The 18,344-nt window shown below is 59.9% G+C and carries 19 protein-coding genes and 1 other RNA gene; 12 read left to right on the top strand and 8 right to left on the bottom strand.

Annotated elements, in window-relative coordinates:
- Nucleotides 1-21: 21 nt before the first annotated feature.
- Both OQ273_RS19380 and OQ273_RS19375 read right to left on the bottom strand, forming a co-directional pair.
- Nucleotides 22-606, bottom strand: coding sequence for a GNAT family N-acetyltransferase (locus OQ273_RS19380; protein WP_267992529.1), 585 nt, complete (start codon nt 604-606; stop codon nt 22-24).
- Complete coding sequence (locus OQ273_RS19375) at nt 599-1,561, bottom strand: homocysteine S-methyltransferase family protein (RefSeq protein WP_267992526.1); 963 nt, start codon at nt 1,559-1,561, stop codon at nt 599-601. The genes OQ273_RS19380 and OQ273_RS19375 overlap by 8 nt, the downstream gene beginning before the upstream one ends.
- 191 nt (nt 1,562-1,752) lie before the next feature.
- Here OQ273_RS19375 and OQ273_RS19370 point away from each other — a divergent pair, with 191 nt between their 5' ends.
- Nucleotides 1,753-2,364, top strand: a complete 612-nt coding sequence (locus OQ273_RS19370) for a TetR/AcrR family transcriptional regulator (protein ID WP_267992524.1) — start codon at nt 1,753-1,755, stop codon at nt 2,362-2,364.
- 62 nt (nt 2,365-2,426) lie between these two features.
- Entirely contained in the window at nt 2,427-2,558 is a 132-nt protein-coding gene (locus OQ273_RS19365) for a hypothetical protein (protein ID WP_267992522.1), read from the top strand.
- Nucleotides 2,559-2,587: 29 nt separating this feature from the next.
- Here the strand turns inward: OQ273_RS19365 and OQ273_RS19360 are convergent, their stop codons facing one another.
- Nucleotides 2,588-3,358 (bottom strand): 2-keto-4-pentenoate hydratase, encoded by a 771-nt coding sequence (locus OQ273_RS19360; RefSeq protein WP_267992520.1) that lies wholly within the window; start codon nt 3,356-3,358, stop codon nt 2,588-2,590.
- Nucleotides 3,355-4,134, bottom strand: coding sequence for a hydroxypyruvate isomerase family protein (locus OQ273_RS19355; RefSeq protein WP_267992518.1), 780 nt, complete (start codon nt 4,132-4,134; stop codon nt 3,355-3,357). Before OQ273_RS19355 ends, OQ273_RS19360 begins: the two co-directional genes overlap by 4 nt.
- Nucleotides 4,135-4,233: 99 nt before the next feature.
- On the opposite strand from OQ273_RS19355, the gene ilvD reads away from it, so the two are divergent.
- From ilvD to OQ273_RS19320, 7 genes are all read left to right on the top strand, one after another.
- Nucleotides 4,234-5,946 (top strand): dihydroxy-acid dehydratase, encoded by a 1,713-nt coding sequence (gene ilvD, locus OQ273_RS19350; protein ID WP_267992517.1) that lies wholly within the window; start codon nt 4,234-4,236, stop codon nt 5,944-5,946.
- 11 nt (nt 5,947-5,957) lie between these two features.
- Nucleotides 5,958-6,845, top strand: a complete 888-nt coding sequence (locus tag OQ273_RS19345) for an NAD(P)-dependent oxidoreductase (protein WP_267992516.1) — start codon at nt 5,958-5,960, stop codon at nt 6,843-6,845.
- 50 nt (nt 6,846-6,895) lie between these two features.
- Nucleotides 6,896-7,942 (top strand): TRAP transporter substrate-binding protein, encoded by a 1,047-nt coding sequence (locus OQ273_RS19340; protein WP_267992515.1) that lies wholly within the window; start codon nt 6,896-6,898, stop codon nt 7,940-7,942.
- 80 nt (nt 7,943-8,022) lie between these two features.
- Nucleotides 8,023-8,526: a TRAP transporter small permease gene (locus OQ273_RS19335; RefSeq protein ID WP_267992514.1), complete on the top strand. Its 504-nt coding sequence runs from the start codon at nt 8,023-8,025 to the stop codon at nt 8,524-8,526.
- The gene (locus tag OQ273_RS19330) at nt 8,526-9,827 is read left to right on the top strand and encodes a TRAP transporter large permease (protein WP_267992512.1); all 1,302 of its coding nucleotides are present in this window, start codon (nt 8,526-8,528) and stop codon (nt 9,825-9,827) included. The genes OQ273_RS19335 and OQ273_RS19330 overlap by 1 nt, the downstream gene beginning before the upstream one ends.
- A gap of 74 nt (nt 9,828-9,901) precedes the next feature.
- A complete protein-coding gene (locus OQ273_RS19325; protein WP_271292122.1) occupies nt 9,902-10,432 on the top strand; it encodes a MarR family winged helix-turn-helix transcriptional regulator in 531 nt (176 codons plus the stop codon).
- Nucleotides 10,433-10,665: 233 nt separating this feature from the next.
- Nucleotides 10,666-12,036, top strand: a complete 1,371-nt coding sequence (locus OQ273_RS19320) for a tryptophanase (RefSeq protein WP_267992508.1) — start codon at nt 10,666-10,668, stop codon at nt 12,034-12,036.
- Between the two features lie 71 nt (nt 12,037-12,107).
- Here the strand turns inward: OQ273_RS19320 and recR are convergent, their stop codons facing one another.
- Nucleotides 12,108-12,716 (bottom strand): recombination mediator RecR, encoded by a 609-nt coding sequence (gene recR, locus OQ273_RS19315; protein ID WP_267992506.1) that lies wholly within the window; start codon nt 12,714-12,716, stop codon nt 12,108-12,110.
- A 136-nt stretch (nt 12,717-12,852) separates the two neighbouring features.
- Here recR and gshB point away from each other — a divergent pair, with 136 nt between their 5' ends.
- Nucleotides 12,853-13,812: a glutathione synthase gene (gene gshB / locus OQ273_RS19310; RefSeq protein WP_267992504.1), complete on the top strand. Its 960-nt coding sequence runs from the start codon at nt 12,853-12,855 to the stop codon at nt 13,810-13,812.
- On the opposite strand, the gene nudC is transcribed toward gshB, so the two are convergent.
- The 3 genes from nudC to OQ273_RS19295 all read right to left on the bottom strand — a co-directional run bounded on the left by nudC (nt 13,803) and on the right by OQ273_RS19295 (nt 16,154).
- Complete coding sequence (nudC, locus tag OQ273_RS19305) at nt 13,803-14,759, bottom strand: NAD(+) diphosphatase (RefSeq protein WP_267992502.1); 957 nt, start codon at nt 14,757-14,759, stop codon at nt 13,803-13,805. The genes gshB and nudC overlap by 10 nt on opposite strands.
- A gap of 21 nt (nt 14,760-14,780) precedes the next feature.
- A complete protein-coding gene (locus OQ273_RS19300; RefSeq protein ID WP_267992500.1) occupies nt 14,781-15,185 on the bottom strand; it encodes an HIT domain-containing protein in 405 nt (134 codons plus the stop codon).
- A gap of 78 nt (nt 15,186-15,263) precedes the next feature.
- Nucleotides 15,264-16,154 (bottom strand): AEC family transporter, encoded by an 891-nt coding sequence (locus OQ273_RS19295; protein WP_267992498.1) that lies wholly within the window; start codon nt 16,152-16,154, stop codon nt 15,264-15,266.
- Nucleotides 16,155-16,333: 179 nt separating this feature from the next.
- Here OQ273_RS19295 and ffs point away from each other — a divergent pair.
- Both ffs and OQ273_RS19285 read left to right on the top strand, forming a co-directional pair.
- Nucleotides 16,334-16,431, top strand: an RNA gene (ffs, locus tag OQ273_RS19290) — signal recognition particle sRNA small type.
- 111 nt (nt 16,432-16,542) lie between these two features.
- A complete protein-coding gene (locus OQ273_RS19285; protein ID WP_267992496.1) occupies nt 16,543-18,330 on the top strand; it encodes a DNA polymerase III subunit gamma/tau in 1,788 nt (595 codons plus the stop codon).
- Nucleotides 18,331-18,344: the final 14 nt, after the last annotated feature.

Below are 18,344 nucleotides of genomic sequence, written 5' to 3'. Positions count from 1 at the left end.
TCTTGAAACCCCGGGGCAAGGTCAGCCAGCCTTTTTGAGAAGGATCCACTCACGGTTTTTGGTCCGCCAGTCGCCTTTGACAATCAGCTCCCTCGCAACTTCCGTGAAGCCATGGCGTGCGTAGAGGCGCCGTGCGCCGGTATTTTGGTCCGCCACGATGATCGAAGCCCCGTTTTTCCCGGGGTTTGCGGTAGCAGATTCAAGCAGCGCGCTGGCGATTCCCATGCGCCGGAATTGCGGAAAAACTGCGAGCACATTTATGTAGTTCGTTTCCGGGACGTCGTTCTCCAGTGCGATCAATGGACGAAACATCTCAGGCGTATCGTCATTGATCGGTTCCGGCTGCGGAGCGGTCAGATAGGTAATAATCGCTCCCGCCACCGTTCCGTCTATGTCGGCAATTCTCGCATTGGTCCATGAAAACGATCCTTCTGTTCTGCGCGCCCGTGACGCGCCCAAATCCCAGGGGTCTTCATCGGCCTTCGCCATCGAGGTCCAAAGGACCAGTGGCAGCCCTTCTCCCGCAATATTGACAAGCTGCGCCAGAGCCGTGGCATCTTCTACAGCGGCTTTCCGAAGATTGAAGGCAGTGTTTCGACTAGGCATTTGCTAATTCCTCATATGCGGCAGATGTCGTATCGCTGGCGCGTGCAACGCAACCGACATGTCTATGGTCGGTTCCGCAGCAGCCGCCGAGCACCCGGATATTGGGCAGTTGTGTCAGCAGCGGCTCATGGAGCGTTCCCAGTTCCTCGGGATCGCCGGCATCCAGCTCCTCGGCGGCGTCCAGTTCCGCATGGCTCAGACGCGATGCGTTTGTGCGCAGCCCGCCAAGGCGCCTGGTCAGTGTGCTTGCCGACATCACATGTGCGAAATGATCGGGATGCGCGCAGTTGATCATGTAGAAAAGCGGATAGGCTGCGGTCGTGTTGTCGACTTCCTCGATCGCCTGATCGAGCGGTTGACCGGATGGAAGATTTCCGTCGGTCTCGACCGTGAAAGAAATGACGACCGGCAGATTGGCCTCGCGCGCTGCACGCGTGATGCCGATGGCTTCGCCGGAATGTGTCATTGTCATCGCGCTGGCGAGATCAACACCGGTTTCGCGGAGCGCCCGTATCTGCGGCATATGTATTGACTGTGCGTCATCGGGAGCCAGCGTCTGCGACGCGACATAGCCGTCCGCAGCCGGTCCGACGACACCGTTGACCATTATCGGCAGGTCCCGGCGTTCATGGCGGTCGCGCATCGTCATCGCAAACGCGGCGGCCCTTCTGTTGATGTCGACAATGTCGCTTTCACCGAGACCCATCTGGGATCCCCAGGGCACGCTGGCGCGCCAGGTTGTCGTGTCCAGGAGGAAGCCGCGTCCGGATTCGGCGGCGAGATCGATGAAGCGTTCGTAATACTCCTCAAGCGCGCGGTGTCCCTGTTCGCTGTCAAGCAATGTGAAGGACGCGAAGTAGGGCAGTTCCAGCCCCTTCTCGAAAATCATTACGGTTTCAAGACCGCCATCCGCAAGAAATGGTTTCTCGGTATTCAAGAGTTGTTTCAGTCGCATTGATGTTACTCCGGTAGTTGGCTGGGCTACACGTAGGAAATTGCTTCCGACTGAAATAGAAGTCTTGCAGTACAGTTGGTGATAGGTAATATTGTTGAATATATTCAGAGCATTAGGGATAATATTTTTTTGGGGGTCGTGCGAGGCGGCCGCTCAAGTGTACTCTTGGTACAGTAGCTTGGAAGGATTCGATGGCGGACAAAGGCAAAACGCGAGAGCGGATCATGGATGTCGCGCAGGCGAGCATCCTTTCCAAAGGCTTTGAAGCGACGTCCATTGACGAGATTGTTGCCGCGGTGGAGATCACGAAAGGCGGCTTCTTCTACCATTTCAGCGACAAAAATGCCCTCGCGCGTGCCTTGTTGGAGCGATACATAGAAGAAGAAGATCGCCTCTTCGATGATCTCTTCAGCAGGGCCAGGGAACTCAATGAGGACCCTCTTCATGCAATGCTGATCGGCCTCAAGCTGATGGCTGAAATGCTGGATGACATTCCGAAGGGTCATCCCGGTTGTCTGGTCGCAACGGCCTGTTATCAGGAGCGTCTGTTCAATACTGAGGTGCGCGAGTTGAACCGCAAAGCGGTTCTGAACTGGCGGGAGCGTTTTCTTGCCATGTTCGAGCAGATCGCGTCCGATTACTCGCCGAGGGCTGACGTCGATCTGACAGACCTTGCCGATATGCTCACCGGTGTCGTGGAAGGCGGGATCATCCTCTCGAAGGCCATCGGTAACCCGCAACTGACATCGCGGCAGATCATGTTGTACAGGACACTGGTCAAAACGGTTTTCGCCCCGCTTTAAGGCAGGGGCGGCTTGCAGCGAGACCGCGACCGGATGCAAGGACGGCTCTGGGCAGAGGATCATTGCAGCCGGGTAAACTGCAGGGCATGAGCGCCGCTTCCTGGACAGCCGGCGGTTATGATTACCTGCTTATCGGCGGAGTCGATCCAGACCTGATCAGATCCGCGGCAGGTGGTCTGGTCGGCAGGATCTAGGGCGATCGTCCACAAAGGCCGAAAAGACCCTAGAGGCGCATGGCCACCTCGCCAAGGTCGGTCATCTCCACAACGATGTCACCCGGTTTGTCATGATACCAGATGGGGCAATGTGTGCCGCACAGGACAACCTGACCGGCTTCAAGACGTTGTCCGCGTTTTGTCAGGTGATCTGCCAGCCAGGCCACCGCGTCAATGGGATTTTGTGGGGCGGCACCGGTTACCTGCAACTCGACTTTTCCGTCCACGCTCACTTCGGTTTGAACGACATCCGGGTCAAAGTCCTGCGGAGCGATACCGGGGCCGCCGATCACGATGCCTTCGTTTGAAATATTCTGCGCCACGACATTCGCTATCCTGACGGACGGCATGTCGACCTCGCGCATATCCAGCAGCTCGATCGCCGGAACCAGGCGATCGATTGCGGACGCGGTCTCCTGCCGGCTGATGTTTGTACCGGACAGGCCGGTTTTCATAATCGCGGCGATTTCCGGCTCGAAGGCGAATTGCCGGAACGTGGTGTCCGAAAGATTTGCCGGGCTTTCATGAACCTGGCTCTTGAAGACGCGTCCGCTGAGCGGTTCTTCAAGGCCAAAGCGTTCCAGAAGCTGCGGGGCGTTTGCGGCAATCTTCCAGCCTGCGGTTCCGATACGGCCCCCGCGCGCGACAAGCCGGTCCGCCAGCGCGTCCTGAAAACGATATCCGTCTTCCAGGGTTAATGTCTGGTCGGCGTCATACGAAGTAAATGCGGCATGGCTCACCACATCCGCCATGATTTTTTCGATCGCATCATCTGTCATTTGAGAAACTCTTTGAACTGCGCCATCCAATCAAGACCCGCTTGTGTTTCGCTTCTGGGATTGTATTCGGCGGAAACTTCAGCATCGTAGCCGGTCGCCTTCAAGGCGGCGATCGCGGCGCGAAAGTCGATGTCTCCGGTACCCGGTTCGTGCCTGCCACTTGTATCTGCGAATTGCACATGGCCGATATGCGGGCCTGCTCGACCAATCGCTTCGCACAGGTCCGGTTCCGTGATCGCCATGTGGTAAAAATCGAACTGGAGATAGAGATTGCTGTGCTCGATGTCAGACAGCAACTCCAGCCCCGTTTTCAGTCCTGACAGAAAGAATCCCGGAACATCAATCCGGTTCACCGGCTCGACCATGACGCGCACACCGATCTCCTGCATCACATCGGCGGTGTGGATCAGATTCTGCCGCAGAACCCAGGCGCATTCATTTGGATCCGCATCCGCAGGTGGACGTCCGGAAAGGACATTCACCTTTGTTGCGCCTAAAGCGCCGGCATTTCGGGCGCATTCGGCGACCGCCGCACGGTAGGCGTCTTCTTCGCCGGGAATGGCCGCCAGGCCGACGGCGTCTCCGGGTCCGCGCGGCACGTTGATCAACACGATCGGAATGCCTGTTCTCCGCGACGCCGCCGCCAGTTGCGGGATGTCATCGCCATCGGGAAACTGAATTTCCACGCCCTCGAACCCGGCCTCCTTTGCAGCTGAAAGGCGCTCCGCGACAGGCAGTTCCGTGAACATCATTGAGATATTTGAAATCAGCCGCATGGGCCTCCTTTCACAATTGGTGTTGACATCACAACCGGATTTGGCACTTTATTTCAAGAATAAAAATTCTATCAAGAAACTATCTGGGGGAAAACCAATATGTCGTCCGACCCTGTCAAACGCCTTCGTTCGCGGATCACGACGGATGGGATCGACCGGACACCGCACCGGGCCTTCATGCGGGCGATGGGCCTTGACGACGACGCGATTGCCAAGCCGATGGTCGGCGTGGTCAGTCAGAAGGGCGAAACCACGCCATGCAACATGACCCATTATGCGCAGGTGGAATATGCCAAAACCGGGGTGGCCATGGCAGGCGGTACGCCCCGCGAGTTCACGACGATTTCCGTTTCCGATGGCATCGGCATGAATCACGAGGGCATGAAATTCTCACTGGTCAGCCGTGAAATCATTGCCGACAGCATCGAGGCGGTTGTTCATGGCCACGCCTATGACGGGCTCATCGGCTATGGCGGCTGCGACAAGACGTTGCCGGGCGTCATCATGGGTATGGTACGCTGCAATGTGCCCTCGGTATTTGTCTATGGAGGGTCCGCCTTACCCGGTCGTCACAATGGTGCGGACGTTTCGGTCCTGAACGCCTATGAAGCCGTCGGGGCGGTGCAGACCGGGACGATGACGCAAGACGAGCTGACGCAGCTGGAAGAAGCCTGCAAGCCGACCATCGGAGCCTGCGCCGGGCAATTCACCGCCAATACGATGGCGATGGTCGCAGAGGCGCTGGGCCTGACTGTGCCCAACTCCGCGATGATACCCGGCGTCTATTCCGAAAGGCAGGGTGTAGGCCACCGTGCAGGCGCACTGGTGATGGAGATGATTGAACGCGGCGGGCCGCTGCCTCGCGATATCGTCACCAGAAAAGCGCTTGAGAATGCATGCGCCATCGTGGCGGCGACGGGCGGCTCGACCAACACCGCGCTGCACATTCCGGCCATCGCCCACGAAGCGGGGATCACGTTTACCGCCGATGATGTCGCCGTGGTGCTGCATCGCACGCCCTTTATTGGCAATCTGCGGCCCGGTGGCCAGTATCACGCGAAAGATGTTTACGAGATCGGCGGATCGCACGTGGTGATCAAGGAATTGATTGCTCATGGGTTTCTGCACGGCGACACGCTGACCGTAACAGGCCGCACGCTTGCCGAGGAGGTGGCTGATGCCCCTGCGCCGGACGGCGAGGTTATCCGTCCGGTGAAAGATGCAATCGCATCGTCGGGTGGTGTTGTGGTGCTGAAAGGCAATCTTTGCCCGGACGGCGCGCTTTTGAAGGTGGCCGGGCTGAAATCGAAGGTGTTTTCCGGCACGGCGCGGGTCTTCGAGTGCGAGGATGACGCTGTCGAAGCGGTGCACAGCGGCGACTATTCTGAAGGTCAGGTGCTGATTGTGCGCAATGAAGGGCCTGTGGGCGGGCCGGGCATGCGCGAAATGCTCGGACTGACAGCGCTCATCTACGGCCAGGGCATGGGTGAGAAGGTTGCCCTTCTCACCGATGGCCGTTTTTCCGGAGCAACGCGCGGAATGTGTATCGGTCATGCCGCACCCGAGGCAGCTGCCGGCGGGCCTCTGGGTTTGGTTCAGCAAGGCGACCGGATTACAATTGACGGCGAAAACGCCACCATTGAGCTCGACGTGTCCGATGCGGAGCTGGAGAAACGGCGGGCGGCATGGACACCGCCGGTAAGCCGCCACCGCGGCGGGCTTCTGCAGAAATACGCGGCAACCGTGGGGCAGGCGCATGAGGGGGCCGTGACCCATGCGGGCAATGCCCAGTGGCCGGCGCCGCGCGGTTGAGGAGGATTGTTATGAGCGAACAACCGACACTTGGATATATCGGCATCGGCCTGATGGGTGCGCCGATGAGTGCGCGGCTCCTGGCGGCAGGCAACCGTGTCGTCGTCTGGAACCGCACGGCGGCAAAGGCGGAGCCGCTTGTCGCAAAGGGTGCGGTGATGGGCAAAAGTGCCGCTGATGTGGCCCGTCAGGCAGATATCGTTTTTATGTGCCTGACCGATACAAAGGCAGTCGAAGCCGCGGTCTTCGGCGCCGACGGGATTGCCGCCGGCGCCCGCGACGGCACCATTCTGGTTGATTTTTCGTCAATACAGCCCGAGGCGACGCGCGTCTTTGCCGAACGGCTGCAAAAGGACACCGGCATGCGCTGGCTGGACGCGCCGGTTTCCGGCGGTGTGCCCGGTGCAGAGGCCGGCACGCTGGCGATCATGGCGGGCGGAAGCCAGGATACGTTCGATGCGGTGAAACCCTTTATCTTGCAGATGGCCGCCCAGTTCACGTTGATGGGGCCAATCGGGGCCGGACAGACGACGAAACTCTGCAATCAGGTAATTGTGGGATGCACCATGGCGGTTTTGGCTGAAGCCACGCGGCTTGCCACCAATGCCGGTGTCGACGCGGCACGTCTGCCCGAAGCGCTCACCGGCGGATTTGCCGACAGCAAACCCTTGCAATTATTCGTGCCCCGGATGGTGAATGGACAACACGAACCGCCGCTCGGCCACGTCTACACAATGCTGAAAGATCTCGATTCCGTCAGGGATCTGGCTCGGCAATCGGCCTCGCCCGTACCCTTCACCGCGATGGCCGCCGAGCAGTTTCGTTTGCTGAGCGCGCGCCGGGGCGACGAGGCCGACGCATTGGAAATCTTCAAACTGAGCGGACCGGACAGGTTTTAAAAGAGGAAGACACGACCACAACACGCATAAACTGAAAAAGGGAGATGAACATGAATGCTTTCAAGGTCCTGACAGCCGCAGTGGCGACGGCGATGATTTCGCTGCCGGCCCTTGCCCAGGAAACAACCACAATCCGGGTCGGCAGCTGGCTGCCACCCCATCATCTCATCGTTTCGGGCATCCTGAAGCCCTGGGCCGAAGCGATTGAATCGGAAACCGACGGATCGCTTAAATTCGAATTCATGACATCGGCCCTCGGGCCTCCGCCGGCACAATTCGATCTGCTTTTGGATCAGGCATTTGATGTCGGTTATGGCGTAAGCGGTCACAACGCCGGCCGTTTCACGATGACCCAGGTGATGGATCTTCCGTTCATGTCACCTGATCCATGGGCCGGTTCTGCTGCCGCGTGGCAGACCTACGCCAAATGGGGTCAGGAATACGGAGAACACGATGGTGTCCATCTTGTAGGCCTGTTTGTGCATTCCAACCCCAACATCAACATGGCCAATGGCCGGGTTGACACATTGGCCGACCTCGAAGGCAAGACGATCCGCGTCGGAGGGAACGTCACGGGACGGATCATGTCCGAACTCGGCGCATCGCCGGTCCAATTGCCTCCCACAGAGGCGCAAACGGCCATGTCGCGCGGCGTTGCGGACGGCATCACATTCCCATTGGAATCCATCGACTTTTTCGGAATCACACCGGTTATCACGTCGATCACCAAAGTGCCTGGAGGCCTCTATACCGATACGTTCTGGATCGCGTTCAATCAGGCAACCTGGGACAGTTTGACGGCAGAGCAACAGGCGGCTGTCGAAAAACACTCAGGCATGGCCATTGCGCTTCTTGCAGGCTTTGCCTGGACAAACGGTGACGCCTACGGCGAAGAACGCCTCAATGAAAACAATGTCGAATTCATCACTCTGCCGGATGAAGATCTGGCCGCCGCGCGCGAACGGCTGGCGCCTTTGGAAGCCGAATGGCTGGCGCAGGCCAGTGAGAAAGGCTTTGATGGCGAAGCGATCCTCAATTACGCCCGCTCCATGGTGGATCACTACAACACCACGCGCGCTGTGAACGTCGCTCAATAACTGACCCCGGCGGCAGGCCTGACGGCCGGCCGCCGGTCCTGTCCGGACAGTCAAACCAAATGCATCCATTGGGAGCCCTCATGCGCCTGACGGCCAATTTCGACAGATTATGCCTGATGCTGGCGTGGGCCTCCGGCACCATTGCCGCCTGTGTCATGATCGTGACCTTCGTCGGCGTGACGATGCGCTATGTCTTTCGCAGCCCGCTCATGGGCGGCTTCGAGATGATCGAGATCGGGATGGGGTTGATGGTCTTCACCGCATTGCCCCTGATGATCCGCAGGCGTGGCAACATTTCAGTGACCTTGCTGTCGGACCGGTTTCCGCCGAACCTGGCGCGCGTGACAACAACCCTTTCTGATCTCATTGGCGCCGCGCTCACCGGCTTCATTGCCTGGCGGGTTTGGTTGCAGGGCGATCGTCTGGTCACCTATGGCGAGGTGACAATGGAACTGCGTGTTCCCAAAGGCTTGATTGCCCAGGGCATGGCCACACTTCTGGCGATTGCCGCTCTTGCTTTTCTTGTTTGTGCCATGGAGGCGATCCGCCGACACCGTTCCGCCAATGAGCCCGGAGCCGCGTGATGGGCGTGTGGGAGATAGCGGCTGTTTCTTTTGGCGGTGTGTTTGTACTGATGATGTCGGGCATGCCGATTGCCTTTGCCATGCTTCTGGTCGGCCTCGCAGGTATCTGGATCAATATTTCCGAACGCACGGCGATGGGGATCATCGGCCAGCTGCCGATCAACGCCACCATGTCCTATGAGTTGTCGGTTCTTCCGATGTTTATCCTGATGGGTGTTTTCGTGACCCGTTCGCGCATGTCCGAAGACCTCTACCGCCTCTGTCACGGATTTGTCGGTCATATGCGCGGCGGTCTGGCGGCAGCAACGATCCTTGCCTGTGGCGGGTTTTCCGCACTCAGCGGCTCATCCATTGCCACTGCTGCGACCATGGCGAAAGTCGCTGTGCCGGAGATGCGTCGCTACGGCTATGCGGACGGTTTTGCCGCCTCCGCCGTGGCGGCCGGCGGCACCTTGGGCATTCTCATCCCGCCGTCCGTGATCCTGGTCCTTTACGGCATCGCAACCGGTACGGATATCGGTGCGCTTTTCCTGGCCGGCGTGCTTCCCGGCCTGCTGGCAATTCTGCTGTATTTGGCGGCAATCCGGATTACTGCCAGTATCGACCCGTCCTGTGCGCCATCCGCTCCGCGCGTACCCTGGGCGGAGCGGATCAACCACTTTCGCAGTATCGGCCCGATCCTGATCCTCTTCGTGGCGATCATCGGCGGGCTTTATCAGGGGGTCTTCACGCCCACCGAGGCCGGGGGGGTCGGTGCAACGGGGGCACTGGCATTCGCTTTGTGGCGACGCGCCCTGTCCTTGAAGGACTTTGTCGCTTCACTGATCGAGACGGTGCTGACGACAGCGAGCCTTTTTCTGGTGCTGATCGGCGCACTTGTGTTTTCCAACTTCATGAACCTGATCGGCCTGCCTGCCGCGCTGTCCGATCTGATCACATCGCTCGGCGTCGGGCCGGTGGCGGTGATCCTCACCATATTCATGGTCTACATCGTGCTGGGCATGTTCATGGAAAGCCTGTCGATGATCTTGCTGACGGTGCCGATCTTTTTCCCGATCGTCACCCAGATGGGTTTCGATCCGGTCTGGTTCGGCATATTTGCCGTCATGGTAACGGAGCTTTCGCTCATCACGCCACCGGTGGGGCTCAATATCTTTGTCATCAAATCCGTGATCAGCAATCTGTCGGTCACCGCGATTTACCGGGGTATTCTGCCATTTGTCATGGCCGATGTCGTGCGTATCATTGCGATCATCGCATTGCCCTGGATCGTCCTGGTCCTGCCTCAGATGGCCCGGTAACGTGCCATGCCAAGGTTGCCGATCAGTCAAACGCCCAGCAATGGGTCATGCGAACGAGGAGAATGGTGACCGCCATGTCGCACTCACAGCAAATACCGGCCACGAGCATCGCCCTGACCTATGAAGACCGCCCGGCGCCACGCGACGATCAGATTGACCACGGTATTCTGCATGAGTTTGTCGGCATGTATTTGCGTGTGGCTTACGAGGCGGCCTATGAGGACTTTACCAAAAGGCTGGGGCCGGAAGCGCTCAAACCCGGCTATTTCACGATCCTGACCTTGATTGTACACAATCCGCGCATCAGTCAGACCCAGATTGGCGCGGCCTCGGCCCGTGACAAATCGACGGTAACCAAGGCTCTGCGCTGGATGGAAGACACCGGCCTGATCACGCGTCTCACATCGGCGCGCGACCGCCGCGCGCATTTGAGCGTCGCCACAAAAAAGGGCGTTGAGATGCAGGCCCGGATGGAGGCCAAGGCCGTGGCGCATCTTGCGGCTCTGAACGACGCGATCGGTCCGGAAAGATGCGCTGAGTTCATTCAGGTGCTGAAGGACATGGCGGCTAACCTGCGCCGCTCGGATGAAAGGAGGGGGCGGTGATCCAATCACGGCCTGGCCCCGCTCACAAACAGCGGGAATCTGGACGGTCGATCCACGACGGGTTCTGATGTCGCAGGGACATCCCGAACGATTGACAACCAAAGTCTGCCGTGATCAGAAACACGTGCAACAGATTGGGCGCTGAGCGCGGTCCAAAAGGGCAACCGCGGCGCTTCGGCCCTTTCGTGAACATGTTGCCGCGACGTCTTGGGGCCGAGTTCAGGAGCCCTGAGATGAAAACGATTTTCGAGCCTTTTCGCATCAAAACCGTCGAGCCCATCCGTGTCACAACCCGCGATGAGCGCGAGAGACTTATCAAGGATGCCCATTACAATCTGTTCGGTCTGCATGCTGATGACGTGCTGATCGATCTGTTGACCGATAGTGGCACAGGCGCAATGAGTGCCGCCCAATGGGCGGCCGTCATGCGCGGCGATGAGAGCTATGCCGGTTCGCCTTCATTTTACAGGTTCGAGGCCGCGGTCAAGGCTCTCATGCCCTTCACTCACATCATCCCGACCCATCAGGGACGGGCCGCTGAAGCCATTTTGTTTTCTATCTTCGGCGGGCCCGGCCGCAACATTCCGAACAATACGCATTTCGACACCACACGCGGCAATATAGAGGCTTCAGGCGCTGCCGGGCACGATCTGGTGATTGCCGAAGGCAAGGACCCGGGCGGCCTGCATCCATTCAAGGGCAATATCGACCTGGAGAGGCTTGAATTCTATCTGGGTGAGCATGGTGACAGCGTGCCGTGCGTCATGACCACGATCACCAACAATGCAGGCGGCGGTCAGCCGGTGAGCCTGGCGAACATCCGGGCGACGGCCGCCCTGGCGCGCAAGTTCAACAAGCCCTTTATCATCGACGGCTGTCGGTTTGCCGAAAACGCCTGGTTCATAAAGCAACGCGAAGCCGGACAGGGCGCACGCTCGATCCCCGACATCGTGAACGACTGCTTCGCCGAGGCCGACGGGATGACCATGAGCGCCAAGAAGGACGCATTCGGCAATATTGGCGGCTGGCTGGCCTTAAACGATGACGATTTGGCGGAACAGGCACGCAACCACCTCATCCGGACCGAGGGGTTCCCGACATATGGCGGTTTGTCGGGGCGCGATCTGGACGCGCTCGCGCAGGGGCTGACCGAGATCGTGGACGAAGACTACCTTCGCTATCGCATTCGCACCAACGAGTACATAATCGAACGGCTGGATGCGCTGGGCGTTCCCGTTGTGAAACCCGCCGGAGGGCACGCGGTGTTTGTCGACGCCAGAGCCTGGCTGCCGCATATCCCGCCGCTTGAATATCCGGGGCAGGCCCTGTCCGTGGCGCTCTATGAAACCGGCGGCATAAGGGGCTGTGAAATCGGAACAGTGATGTTTGGTGCCCATCCGGACGGAACGGAAACCCCGGCGCCGATGGACCTGGTTCGCCTGGCGATCCCGCGCCGCACCTATACGCAAAGCCATGCGGATTACATGATTGAGGTTTTTGAAGACCTGTCGCGGACGAAAGACAGTCTGCGCGGCCTGCGTATCGTGCGGCAACCCAAACTGATGCGGCATTTCACCTGCCGGTTTGAAAGACTGGGGGCGTGACGACGCGTTAGGCTCAAATGCGGGACGGGCTGCCTGAGGCCGACAGCCAGGGCCATTCGACTTGCATTGCCTTAAAGCGACGTGCGTGATCTGAGCGCCGCCGTCAGCGTGCCTTCGTCCAGATAGTCGAGTTCACCGCCCACCGGTACGCCATGGGCGAGGCGCGTGATCGTGACGTCCAGCCCATCGAGGCGGTCGGTGATGTAATGCGCCGTCGTCTGACCCTCGACTGTCGCATTGACGGCGATGATGACTTCCTTCGCGCCTTCGCCGGACGAGATACGTTCCACCAGCGGCTTGATGTTCAGATCGTCCGGCCCGATCCCGTCAAGCGGCGAAAGCGTGCCGCCGAGAACGTGATAAAGGCAATTCATCGCCGATGCGCGCTCCAGCGCCCACAGGTCGGCAACGTCTTCGACCACGATGATCACGCCCCGGTCGCGGCGTTGGTCGGTGCACACCGTGCAGGGATCGCGCGTATCGACATTGCCGCAGGTCGAGCACACGGTCACGCTGTCGCGTGCGGCCGCCAGGGCATCGGCGAGTGGTCCCAGCAGCTGTTCCTTTTTCTTGATCAGGTGCAGCGCCGCACGGCGGGCCGAGCGCGGCCCAAGCCCCGGCACCTTGGCCAGAAGCTGGATCAGCCTTTCGATTTCGGGTCCGGCGACGCTTTTTGACATGCGCCCTATTTAGCGCGATTCGGCAAAAATGGCAGGCCCCTGGTGCCTCAAGGCCGATCCTCCCGGACAACGGCAGTTGCATTTCCAATCTGCCACTTTATGTGTGTGGGCACAGACACAAAGGCAGGACACCGGCATGTCGGGAAATTTGAAGGTAGCGGTCCAGATGGACCACGTTTCGACGATCCAGATCGAAGGCGATTCAACCTTCGCCATGTGCCTTGAGGCGCAGCAACGCGGTCATGAGATCTACCACTACACACCGGCGCAGCTGTCGCTGCGCGACGGGGTCGTCTATGCGCCGGTCGAGCCGATGACGCTGCAGGACAAGGAGGGCGATCACTATACACTTGGTCCGCGCGAACGCACGGATCTGGCGACAATGGACGTCGTGCTGCTGCGTCAGGACCCGCCGTTTGACATGTCCTACATCACGTCGACGCATCTGCTGGAGCGTATCCATCCGCAGACGCTTGTGGTCAATGATCCGGCCTGGGTGCGCAACTCGCCTGAAAAGATTTTCGTGACCGAGTTTCCCGATCTCATGCCCGACACGCTGATTACCAGCGATCCGGACGAGGTGGCGGCTTTCCGCCGCGATATGGGCGACATCATCATCAAGCCGCTCTACGGAAACGGCGGTGACGGCGTCTTTCACCTGCGCGAAGATGACCGCAACCTGTCATCGCTTTTGGAGATGTTTGAGCACATGTACCGAGAGCCGCTGATCGCCCAACGCTATCTGCCTGCCGTGCGGTCCGGGGACAAGCGCATCCTTCTGGTGGATGGCGAGCCCGTCGGAGCCATCAACCGCGTGCCGGCCGAGACCGACGCGCGGTCGAACATGCATGTGGGCGGGCGCGCCGAACCGATCGACCTGACCGAGCGCGAGCGCGAAATCTGTGCCCGCATCGGCCCGTCTCTGCGTGAGCGCGGCTTTTTGCTCGTCGGCATCGATGTGATCGGCGATGTGATGACGGAAATCAACGTGACGTCGCCAACCGGCCTTCGCGAAGTGCGCAAATTCGGCGGCGCCGACATTGCAGCGCTTTTATGGGATGCCATCGAGGCAAAACGCGCCGCTGCTCAGGGCTGATACTGAAGCCAATCCCTGATCAGGTGATGTGCGATCGCGCCCGGCGGTGGTGAACGGAGGTCCTCGACACCCGTCTGCTTCCTGATGAGCGATGCCGTTTCGTCACGGCTGAACCAGCGGCAATCTTCGATCTCACGCGCATCGATCTGGATATCCGTCGAGATCGCTTCGCCATAGCAACCGACCATCAATGTATGCGGCATCGGCCAGGGCTGGCTGGCGTGATAACGCACCCGGCCGATGCGGATGCCCGATTCCTCGAACGTTTCGCGCCGCACCGCCTCCTCGATTGTTTCACCGGGTTCAAGGAAGCCTGCAAGACATGAATACATGCCGGGAGGAAAATGCGGGCTGCGGCCGAGCAGGCACCGGTCGGTCTCAAGGTCCACGGTCAGCATAATGACAACCGGGTCCGTTCTCGGAAAGAGCTGCAAACCGCATTGCGAGCACTCCCGTCGGTATCCGCCGGCCTTTGGAAGCGTCGCCGCGCTGCAGCGCCCGCAATGAAGGTGTGTTTGCGACCAGGTCACGAGACTGGCCGCCTGCGCCAGTTCGCCAAGCTGGCCGCCATCCAGGAGACCTTGAATATAGATAGACCGATGGTCGATGGCCTTGATCGTTTCCGGCAGCGTTTCCGGCTCCAGCCGGGCATGGGCGGCGATGCGCGGCGCTTCGCCTTCGGCAAACCCCATCAGGACGGCGTTTTCCATATCCGGGTCGAAGGCCTGCAACTCCTCCAGGCTGTGCAGCGCCCGGAAACGGTCTCCGGAATTGTGCAGAAAAGCCCGCCCGTTCCGCAGCGCATAGGCGCGCACCAGTGGCGAGGCGAGCGCTTCCTCAAGACATCCGTCGTGGCGATGTTCCGACCGGCGGTCGAGACGATTTCCGGCGAAGGCCACATGACTGCTCGGCTCGACCGTACGGCCGGGCGCTTCGAAAATGGACACTTTTGGCAGATCCTGCTTTGGTTACAACTCCTTGACGACTGCCCGGATGAGCGCGTCGGCGCTATTGGTATCATAAGGTTGAGCTTTTCCAAGCCCCCAAACCGGCCCCGGCCAGCCCGCATCGCCCGGATTGCGGGCGATGACGTGGACATGCAGTTGCGCGACCACGTTTCCAAGCGCCCCGACATTGATCTTCCGGCAGCCGGTGACACGCTTGAGTGCGCGTGCCGTCTCGCCTGCCTCGAACGTCAGCAATGTCTGATCCAGCGGGGTCAGATGGTAGATTTCCTCGGCCTCGGCCCGTCGCGGAACGAGCAGCAGCCACGGCCAGCGGCTGTCGTTCATCAGCCGCAATTGGCACAGGCCCAGAATGCACACCAGCCGGCTTTCCGCCTCCAGCCGCTCATTCAACACAAACCCGCTCATATTTGTCTTCCGCTCAGTCCCGTAAGCAGACTAGCAGCATTTTGGCGGATTGGCTCGCCTTTCCGGCTGACGCCGTCGTCAGTTGACCCAGAGTGTCAGCGCCAAAGGCAGGACAAGGATCGTCAAAAGCGTCGAGACCATGATGAATCCGGCGACCTCATGGGCGATCTCCGGCATATGTTGCTCGATGAACAAATAGCTCGAGGCCGCAACCGGCATCAGGCAGGCAACGATCACCACGCCGCGCTCGACCCCGGCAAATCCGAACAGGTGGACCAGGCCGAAAGCCACCGCCGCAGCCATGACAACGTGGAAAAGGCTCAGATAAACCGCCTGCCACAGTGTTGCGACCCTGAGTGATGCGAGAGTGTGTCCAAGCGTCAGCAGCATCAGCGGAATGGAGAGCCCACCCAAAATCGTGAAGGTGTCATTGATCGGCTTTGGAAGAGATGTGCCGCTGCCAAGCAGGCCCAGTGCAATCGCGACGCTCCATACGATGGGTGACATTGCCAGATCGCGCAGGGAAAACCGGCCTGATGGAATCCACATCCCGACCGTCGAAATGCCGATCACGACCACGACGACAAAGCCCATCGCGTAGGCCATGCCTTCCGCGCCAAACGCAAGAAGGGCGATCGGCAGGCCGATATTGCCGACATTCGAGAGCATCATTGGCGAAAGGAAGGCCCTGACAGGCAGCCCCGTCAATGTCAGGAAGACAAAGCCGATGACACCGAAAGCAGCGACCGAGCAGGCCGCCGCGACGGCCATCATAAGAAACCTGTCAAACTCGATGTGGCCTGCGGACAGATGCGAGATGATCAGCGCCGGGTAGCCGATATTGATGATGATCGTCCGGATGGTTTTGCTGTCGAACGGAGCGTTGAAACGGGCAAGGCCGTAACCCATCGCAGCGCAGATCAGCACCGGTACGATCACGTTCATCAGGTTGAGAAACAGTTCCTGCATGCCAAGACCCCGTGGGCGACTATCGCCCCATGGCCGCGAGCATAAGTACAAATGCATCTGCCTCAAACGGGTGCATCGCGTATCAACAGGAGAATTGCGTGGCGGTCTGGCGCGGACGGGCCTGCTTTTTTCCCGGCCGGCACTTGCTTTTCCTCGCGCGATTGACGATATGAACGGCGGGAGGTTGGTGGTGGACGAGCCACTCGCCAACCGGGTCAGGTCCGGAAGGAAGCAGCCCTAACGAGCCACGGCACGGGTCACCGTGCCAGCCTCCCACCTTCTGCACCGTCATTTTCGTGCATTGCACCGGGCGCTGCCGGCCCGGCTATTGACGAATTGCCGGTACCGAGGCGACACTCTGCGGGGTCAACGACCGGTTGGAGCATTGATGAACGACGCCACGACATCGGACGATCCCGGCTACCGGGTCCTGGCCCGCAAATACCGCCCGAGCGACTTTTCAGATCTCATCGGCCAGGAGCCGATGGTGCGCACGCTGACCAATGCGTTCGAAACGGGCAGGATCGCACAGGCCTATATGCTGACCGGCGTGCGCGGTGTCGGCAAGACAACGACTGCCCGCATTCTTGCCCGCGCCCTCAACTACCGCACCGACACAGTCGACAAGCCGTCTATCGATCTGTCAACGACCGGCGAGCACTGCGAAGCCATCATGCAGGGCAGCCACGTCGACGTGATCGAGATGGATGCCGCCTCTCATACCGGCATTGACGATATCCGCGAGATCATAGAGCAGGTGCGCTACCGTCCGGTGAGCGCACGCTACAAGGTCTACATCATTGACGAAATCCACATGCTGTCCACGCAGGCTTTCAACGGCCTGTTGAAGACGCTTGAGGAGCCGCCCGCCCACGTCAAGTTCATCTTTGCGACGACCGAAATCCGCAAGGTGCCCGTTACGGTTCTGTCGCGCTGTCAGCGTTTTGATTTGCGGCGCATCGAGGCTGCGACCCTGGTCGATTTGTTCCGCGGCATCGCCGAAAAGGAAAAGGTCAGCATTGACGATGAATCGCTCGCGATGATCGCGCGTGCAGCCGAGGGCTCGGCGCGTGACGGTCTTTCGCTTCTCGATCAGGCAATCGCCCATGGCGGCGGCGATGTCGAGGCCGAAGCGGTGCGGGCGATGCTCGGCCTTGCCGACCGCAGTCAGGTTGTGGAACTCTTCGATCAGGTGGCGCGCGGCGATGTTGCCGAAGCGCTGCAGACGTTCCGCCAGCAATATGATTCGGGTGCAAACCCTGCCGTTGTGCTGACCGATCTCGCCGACTTCACGCATCTGGTCACACGGCTGAAATTTGTGCCCGATGCGGCCAGCGATGCATCTTTGAGCGAAACGGAGCGCGTACGCGGCGGCGAGTTCGCCGAAAAGCTTTCCGTGCCGGTTCTTTCGCGCCTGTGGCAGATGCTGCTCAAGGGCATTACCGAGACCGAGCAGTCGAACCGGCCGGTCAATGCCTGCGAAATGGTGCTGATCCGCCTGACTCATGCCGCCAATCTGCCGTCTCCGGGCGAGGCGGTGAAGGCGTTTTCCGAGCGGCCCGCGCATTCAGCGCCGGGCAAGAATCGGCCATCGCCGGCGACGGATGCGCCGCAGGCGCCGGCATCCGGCTATGACGCGCAGCCGGCGTCTTCCGGCTCGGGCCCGGTCGCCGCCTTGCGTCCGGTCGAATCCGAAAATCCGGCGCCGCAAATGCAGGCCGCTCCCGTCACGTCGGCGCCAACGGTGACGGTGACAAGCCTAGCCGATCTCGCCGATCTTGCCGGCCAGCACCGCGACGTCAAACTCAAGGCCATGATCCGCAAATATCTGCGGCCGGTGAAAATGGAGGCGGGGCGTCTGGAGATCGCCCTGCACGAGGATGCGCCGAAATCCCTGATCGGCGAGCTTGACGGCAAGCTCAAGGAATGGACCGGCATGCGCTGGATCATTGCAATCAGCCGTGAGAAGGGCGGGCGCACCATTGAGGAGATGGAAGCGGCACACCGCGCCGAACTGGTCAGCGACGCCAGCCAGGACCCTGATGTCGCCGCCATCCTGCAGCAGTTTCCCGGAGCCCGCATCACCGATGTGCGCATCCGGGCCGATGAGGCGGAACCATTGGTTTCGCAGCAAAGTGAGGACGGCGATATTCTGCCGGACGATCCCGAAATTTGAAATGAAGCGGGCAG

The organism is Hoeflea prorocentri (genome assembly GCF_027944115.1).
Taxonomy (GTDB): Bacteria; Pseudomonadota; Alphaproteobacteria; order Rhizobiales; family Rhizobiaceae; genus Hoeflea_A; species Hoeflea_A prorocentri.
This window is presented reverse-complemented; position numbering and strand designations above follow the sequence as displayed.